The 6470-nt window shown below is 70.2% G+C and carries 7 protein-coding genes; 4 read left to right on the forward strand and 3 right to left on the reverse strand.

Annotation, left to right across the window (positions count from 1 at the left end):
- Positions 1-2304: transglycosylase domain-containing protein (locus tag G6027_RS12650; RefSeq protein WP_182637494.1), on the reverse strand; the 2304-nt coding region annotated here is incomplete at its 3' end.
- A gap of 271 nt (positions 2305-2575) precedes the next feature.
- On the opposite strand from G6027_RS12650, the gene G6027_RS12655 reads away from it, so the two are divergent.
- Positions 2576-2953 (forward strand): WhiB family transcriptional regulator, encoded by a 378-nt coding sequence (locus G6027_RS12655; RefSeq protein WP_182637488.1) that lies wholly within the window; start codon positions 2576-2578, stop codon positions 2951-2953.
- A gap of 124 nt (positions 2954-3077) precedes the next feature.
- Here the strand turns inward: G6027_RS12655 and G6027_RS12660 are convergent, their stop codons facing one another.
- Positions 3078-4184 (reverse strand): ArsA-related P-loop ATPase, encoded by a 1107-nt coding sequence (locus G6027_RS12660; protein WP_182637489.1) that lies wholly within the window; start codon positions 4182-4184, stop codon positions 3078-3080.
- Between the two features lies 1 nt (position 4185).
- Complete coding sequence (locus G6027_RS12665) at positions 4186-5262, reverse strand: ArsA-related P-loop ATPase (RefSeq protein WP_182637490.1); 1077 nt, start codon at positions 5260-5262, stop codon at positions 4186-4188.
- 66 nt (positions 5263-5328) lie between these two features.
- On the opposite strand from G6027_RS12665, the gene G6027_RS12670 reads away from it, so the two are divergent.
- The 3 genes from G6027_RS12670 to G6027_RS12680 all read left to right on the forward strand — a co-directional run.
- Complete coding sequence (locus G6027_RS12670) at positions 5329-5499, forward strand: DUF4177 domain-containing protein (protein ID WP_182637491.1); 171 nt, start codon at positions 5329-5331, stop codon at positions 5497-5499.
- The gene (locus G6027_RS12675; RefSeq protein ID WP_182637492.1) at positions 5499-5978 is read left to right on the forward strand and encodes a RidA family protein; all 480 of its coding nucleotides are present in this window, start codon (positions 5499-5501) and stop codon (positions 5976-5978) included. The genes G6027_RS12670 and G6027_RS12675 overlap by 1 nt, the downstream gene beginning before the upstream one ends.
- Positions 5979-5986: 8 nt before the next feature.
- Positions 5987-6470 (forward strand): MBL fold metallo-hydrolase (locus G6027_RS12680; RefSeq protein WP_182637493.1); only part of this gene is annotated, 484 nt, incomplete at its 3' end.

The following is a 6470-nucleotide window of genomic DNA, read 5'->3' on the forward strand; positions in this document are numbered from 1 at the left end:
TCCGGACGCGCCCTGGCCGGCGGTGCCCCGCGCCGCGGCACCGCTACCGCCGCCCGAGCCGTCGGAGACGCGGAGCGTGATCTGGGATCCGGGGATCCCGGTCCCGCCGTCGAGACCCACGACCGTCCCGTAGGGGCGCCCGGTGCCGGACACGAACTGGGTGTTGACGACGAAACCGGCGCCGGTGAGTAGCGAGGTCGCCGCCGACTGGCTCATCCCCTCGACATCCGGTGTCCCCGTCCCGCTGGTGCCCGCCTGGAATGCGGGATCCGGCGCGGGCAGCCGGACCGGTCCGTAGATCTCCGCGATCGGGGTGAGTGCGGAGAACCAGGTGTTGGCCGGCTCGAGACCGCCGAAGAGGTTGCCGAACGCGCACTGCCGCAGCGGGCTGGTGCACAACTCGCTGGTGGTGGTGCCGTCGTTGAAGGCGTAGACGGCGGCGGAGTAGTTGTTGGTGAAGCCGAGGAACGCGGAGGAGCGGTTGGCCTCGGTGGTCCCCGTCTTCCCCGACATCGGCAGGCTCCACCCGGCGGCACCCGCGGCGCCCGCGGCGGTGCCGGCCCCCACGTGGTCCTTGGACAGGGCCACCGAGAGCGTGTCCGCCAGCCCCGGCTCGACGACCTGCTCGCACCCCGGCTCGCTCAGCTCGACCGGCTTGCCTGTGCGGTCGGTGATCGACTCGACGGGGCTCGGTGGGCACCACATCCCGCCGGAGGCGAGGGTGGCGCCGACGTTGGACAGCTCCAGCGCGTTGACCGCCGTGGGCCCGAGGGTGAACGACCCCAGGTTGTTCTTCTTGATGAACCCGGCGATCGAGTCGCCGTCCGCCGCGGTGCCCTTGCGGTCGTAGGAGCGCATCCCGAGCCGGACCGCCATGTCCACGGTGGGGGCGACGCCGACGTCCTTGATGAGGTTGACGAAGGTCGTGTTGGGCGACTGCGCGAGCGCGTCCGCGACGGACAGCGAACTCGGGTACGACCCGGCGTTCTCCACGCAGTACTCGGCGGGCGGGCATCCCCGTGCGCCACCGGCGCCCAGTCCGGAGACCTCGACGCGGCGCGGGACCGCCAGGCTGGTGTTGGTGCCCATGCCCTTCTCCATGGCCGCGGCCACCGTGAAGACCTTGAACACCGACCCGCCGCCATCGCCGACCAGCGAGAACGGCTGCGGCTGGACGGTCTGGCTGTCCCCCAGTTCCAGGCCGTACTGGCGGCTCGAGGCGATCGCCACGACCTTGTGGGACTCCCGGCCGGGGCGCACGACGCTCATGACCTCGGCCACGCCCTGCCCCGTCGGGTTCCCGTAGGTGTTGAGCGAGCGCTGCACCGAGTCGTGGACGGTCGGGTCGAGGGTGGTGCGGATGGTGTACCCGCCCTGTTGGACCATCTCGCGGCTCAGACCGTTCTGATCCAGGTAGTCCAGCACGTAGTCGCAGAAGAACCCGCGGTCACCGGCGGTGATGCAGCCACGGGGCAGCGAGTTGGGGCGCTCCAGCACACCGAGTGGTTCGGCCGCGTAGGCCGCGCCCTCGGCCGGCGTGATCGCGCCGGTCTGGACCATGGTGTCGATGACGGTGTCGCGACGGTTCTTGGTGTCCTCGGGGTTCGCGTACGGGTTGAACATGCTGGTGGACTGGATCATCCCGGCGAGCATGGCGGACTGCGGCACGGAGAGGTCCGAGGCGTTGACGCCGAAGTAGGTCTGGGCCGCGGTCTGGACCCCGAAGGAACCGTTGCCGAACGAGATCAGGTTGAGGTATTTGCTGAGGATGTCGTCCTTGCTCATCTCGCTGTCCAGCGTGAGCGCCATCCGGATCTCTTTGATCTTGCGCGCCGGGGTGGTCTCCACGGCCGCGCGGCGTTCCGCGTCGTTCTCCGCGGAGACGAGGAACTGGTAGTTCTTGACCAGCTGCTGATCGATGGTCGAGGCGCCCTGCTGCACGTCCCCGGACGTGGCGTTGGTGAGCGCCGCGCGGATCGTCCCCCGCCAGTCCACACCGTTGTGGTCGGCGAACCGGCGGTCCTCGATCGCGATGATCGCCAGTTTCATGTTCTGCGAGATCTCCTCGCTCGGGACCACCACCCGCTGCTGGTCGTACAACCAGGCGATGGGCGTTCCCCCGGAGTCGGTGACCGTGGAGATGGACGGGAGATCGCCCTTGATCAGGTCCGCAGAGGTCCCGGAAAGCGAGTCCGCCATCTTGTTGGAGGCCAGCCCCGCCGCCCCGGCGATCGGGAACAACGACCCGGCCGCCACCACCCCGGCGGCGACAGAAGCCGCGACCAGCTTTCCCAGCGAACTCATAGCCGACACGGGGCCAGAGTACGTGAACACCCCTGTCCCGCCACCCCCCGAGGCGTCCGCAGCACACGACTCTTTACTTCTGTTGTGTGACTACGGTAACAATATGAGGGAACGCGGGACGTTTCGAACCCGGATGAGGTCGTGGTCCGACGGCACTCACGGCCGAGAGGCTCCCGTGGACATCGTGGGCCCGCCGCGCCGGGTGGGTCCAGAAGGCCGGAGGCGTGTGCGGTAGACCCGTCCGCGACTCCACACAGACAGGGGTACATCGATGACGGCCACCCTTCCCGGGACCTCCCGCACCGACGACGCCGGGGTCCGCCCCGGTTCAGGCAATCCTCTCGGGTCCGAGGAGACGATCATCGGGGAGGGCCGCCAGGAATGGGTGGCCCAGGCCCGGTGCAAGGACATCGACCCGGACGAACTCTTCGTCCGCGGCGCCGCGCAGCGCAAGGCGGCCTCCATCTGCCGCCACTGCCCGGTCCTCCTGCAGTGCCGCGCCGACGCGTTGGACAACCGCGTCGAGTTCGGGGTCTGGGGCGGGATGACCGAGCGTCAGCGCCGCGCCCTGCTCAAGCAGCATCCCGAGGTGCGGTCCTGGGCCGACTTCTTCGCCCAGCAGATCGAGCGGCACACCGTCATCTACTGACGCCTCCCGATCGGCCCCGTACCCCGACACGGACACGACCCGCGGCATCCGCCGCGGGTCGTGTCGTATCCCCACCGGGTCTGATCATCCGGTCGACTGTCCGACTGTCCGACCGGTCGACCGTTCACCCGCAGAGCTGGTCACCGACCGAGCGCAGCGCCTCCAGGTTGGAGATCTCGAACGGCAACGAGGGCACCCCCACGATCCGCACGTCCGGATGGGTGTCGGTGAACGACTCCAGCAGGCGGACCTCCTGCTTGGCCGTGCCGGCCCGGTCGGCGTGGATCCGAAGCACCGCCTCGGCCTCCGGGTTCCCCGCCAACCGGTCGGCGGCCGCACACGCCTGCTCGGCCGTCAGGTCGGTCAGTCGCGGGTGGGTGCGATTGATCACGACCCCCGCGAGCGGCATCTCCTCCTCTGAGAGACGTTCGGCGAAGAATGCGGCCTCGCGCAGGGCCGGTCGTTCCGCGGACGAGACCACAAGGAACTCGGTGCCCTTGCGGCGCAGGACCGCCTGGGTGCGGGAGGCCCGGGTGGCGAACCCGCCGAACGTGGAGTCCAGGGCCACCACCATCTCGGAGGCGTCCTTGAGCATCGACGAGCCGACGACGGCCGACACACCCCGCATCGCCGTGCTCATGGCGCCCGTCATCAACCGGCCGACCCCGCGACCGGGCGCCGCGAACACCCGCATGAGGCGGCTGTCCATGAACGCGCCCAGGCGACGCGGGGCGTCGAGGAAGTCGAGTGCGTTGCGGGAGGGAGGGGTGTCGACCACGACGAGGTCCCACGTCGAGTCGTCGAGCAGTTGCCCCAGCTTCTCCATGGCCATGTACTCCTGCGTCCCGGCGAAGGAGGTGACCATGGTCTTGTAGAAATGGTTGTCCAGGATGGACTGCGCCTTCTCGGGCGTGGTGTTGGCGGTGACCAGCTCGTCGAACGTGCGACGCATGTCGAGCATCATCGCGTGCAGCGACCCGCCCGAGTCCGCGTACTCCGGCCCCAGGTTCACCCGGGACGGCTCGTTGGACAGGCTGTCGATGCCCAGCGCCTGCGCGAGGCGCCGGGCCGGGTCGATGGTGAGGACCACGGTGTCGCGGCCGAGCTCGGCCGCGCGCAGGGCCACCGCGGCGGCGGTGGTGGTCTTGCCCACGCCGCCGGCGCCGGTGCAGACCACGACACGGGTCGCGGGATCGGTGAGCATTCCGGTGATGTCGAGACGACGAGTCATGTCAGTGCACTCCCTGGTCGGCGAGGGCGGAGGCGAGGTCGTACAGATCGGCGACCTCGACGCCGTTGGGCAGGGCCGGCAGCACGAGGGTCGGGCAGCCGGAGGAGGTCAGGGTCTCGCCGGCCTTGAGCTGACCGCGTGCGACGCGGGCGTGTTCGATCGCCTCCACCAGGAGCCCCTGCAGGCCCTCGTCGTCGAGCTCCACACCGGTCTCCTCGAGCCCGGCCAGCACCGCGCCGGCGTCGATGTCCTCCTCGGCGATCCGCTGGAGCGCGGCGTCGTCGAGGTGCCTGGTCTCGGCCCGGTTGATGATCACCTGCCCGACCCGCAGGTCGTGCGAACGCAGCTCCTCGATCGCCTCGATGGTCTCCTGGACCGGCAGCGACTCGAGCAGGGTCACCAGGTGCACGACGGTCTGCGGGGAGTGGACCAGCTCGGAGACGGCATCGGCCTGTCGGCGGATGGGACCGCCGGCGGCCAGGTCCGCCATCGCGGTGGTCACGTCGAGGAACTTGCCGATACGGCCCGTGGGCGGGGCGTCCACCACCACGGCGTCGTACACGACCTCCTTCTTGGCGTGCTGGCGCGTGACGACCTCGTAGATCTTGCCGGTCAGGAGCACGTCCTTGAGGCCGGGGGCGATGGTGGTCGCGAACTCGATCGCGCCCACCGACTTCATCACCTTGCCCACCACCCCGAGGTGGTAGAAGGTGTCGAGGTAGTCGAGCATCGCGGCCTCGATGTCGATGGCCAGCGCGAACACCTTGCCGCCGCCGTCCACCCTGGCCACGAGTTCCTCGCGGTACGGCAGCGGGGCGCGGTCGAAGATCCGGGAGATTCCCTGGCGTTCCTCCACCTCGACCAGCAGCACGCGCTTGCCGGTGGAGGCCAGTGCCAGCGCGAGCGAGGTGGCGACCGTGGTCTTACCCGTTCCCCCCTTCCCGGACACATAGTGGAGGTCTGCGCGGGAGGAGGAGTCGGACCAGCCGGTGGACAACTCGTCGGCGATGGTCGCCCTCGTCGACTGTGTCTCCTGCGTACGTGTCGCCTGCGTTCCTGGAATGTCGGTGGACGGCATGCGTTCCAGACTAAGCGCATCCACCACCGCGCGCGGGCTGCTCTCGACTTCCCTAGAGTGGGGGGCATGAGCGAATCCACCTCCGCAGCCCGGTTCGAGTACGCGACCGTCCCGCTGCTCACCCACGCCACCAAGCAGATCCTCGACCAGTGGGGCGGCGACGGCTGGGAGCTCGTCTCCGTGCTGCCCGGGCCCACCGGCGAGCAGCACGTCGCCTACCTCAAGCGCCGGCTCTGATGTCGGAGGGCGAGGGCGGGGGTTACTGGACCCGCAAGCTGGAGCAGCTGGGGATCGACCTGCCGACCGTCGTCCCCCCGCTGGCCAACTACGTCCCCGCCGTGCGGACGGGGGCGTACGTCTACACCTCCGGCCAGCTGCCGATGGTCGACGGCGCCCTCGCCGCGACAGGCAAGGTCGGTGCCGCGATCAGCCCGGAGGTGGCCGCCGGTCTCGCCCGGACCTGCGCACTCAACGCGCTCGCCGCGGTCGACGGCCTGGTCGGCATCGACTCCGTGGTGCGGATCGTCAAGGTCGTCGGGTTTGTCGCCTCGGCCCCGGGTTTCAACGCCCAGCCCGCGGTGATCAACGGCGCCTCGGACCTGCTGGGTGAGGTCTTCGGCGACGCCGGCATCCACGCCCGCTCCGCCGTCGGGGTGTCCGAGCTGCCGCTCGACGCTCCCGTCGAGGTCGAGCTCGTCGTCGAGGTCGAGGGCTAGGGCGGACCATGGCGACGTCCGGCGGTCTGGCCCCGATCACGTTCCCCGCGTACGAGACGCTGCGCCCCGTCACCGACCTGGCCGGGGTGATCCTCTGCGACAACCCCTCGGAGATGACCTTCGAGGGGACCAACACGGTCGTGCTGCGGGCCCCGGGATCGCCCACCGCCGTGGTGGTGGATCCCGGTCCGGACGATCGCGCGCACGCCGAGCGGATCGCCGCCATCGTGGGGGAGGTCGAGCTCGTCGTCGTCACCCATCGCCACGGGGACCACACCGACGGGATCGACCACCTCCGGGCGCTGACCGGCGCCCCGGTCCGTGCGGTCGGGGAGCAGTACTGCCGCGACGCCGGGCCACTTGTCGACGGCGAGGAGATCCACGCCGCCGGGCTGGACATCATCGTGCTGGCCACGCCCGGGCACACCGCGGACTCGGTCAGCCTCGAGGTGCGGCCCGCGGGTGCCGGGTTCACGGCGCCGGCGGACTGCG

It is taken from the genome of Dietzia sp. SLG310A2-38A2, from assembly GCF_014145095.1.
Classification (GTDB): domain Bacteria; phylum Actinomycetota; class Actinomycetes; order Mycobacteriales; family Mycobacteriaceae; genus Dietzia.

Coding starts and splice junctions, on each gene's coding strand:
- G6027_RS12675 (WP_182637492.1), top strand. CDS start 5,499: ATGTCGGAGGGCGAGGGCGGGGGTTACTGGACCCGCAAGCTGGAGCAG.
- G6027_RS12660 (WP_182637489.1), bottom strand. CDS start 4,184: ATGACTCGTCGTCTCGACATCACCGGAATGCTCACCGATCCCGCGACC.
- G6027_RS12665 (WP_182637490.1), bottom strand. CDS start 5,262: ATGCCGTCCACCGACATTCCAGGAACGCAGGCGACACGTACGCAGGAG.
- G6027_RS12670 (WP_182637491.1), top strand. CDS start 5,329: ATGAGCGAATCCACCTCCGCAGCCCGGTTCGAGTACGCGACCGTCCCG.
- G6027_RS12655 (WP_182637488.1), top strand. CDS start 2,576: ATGACGGCCACCCTTCCCGGGACCTCCCGCACCGACGACGCCGGGGTC.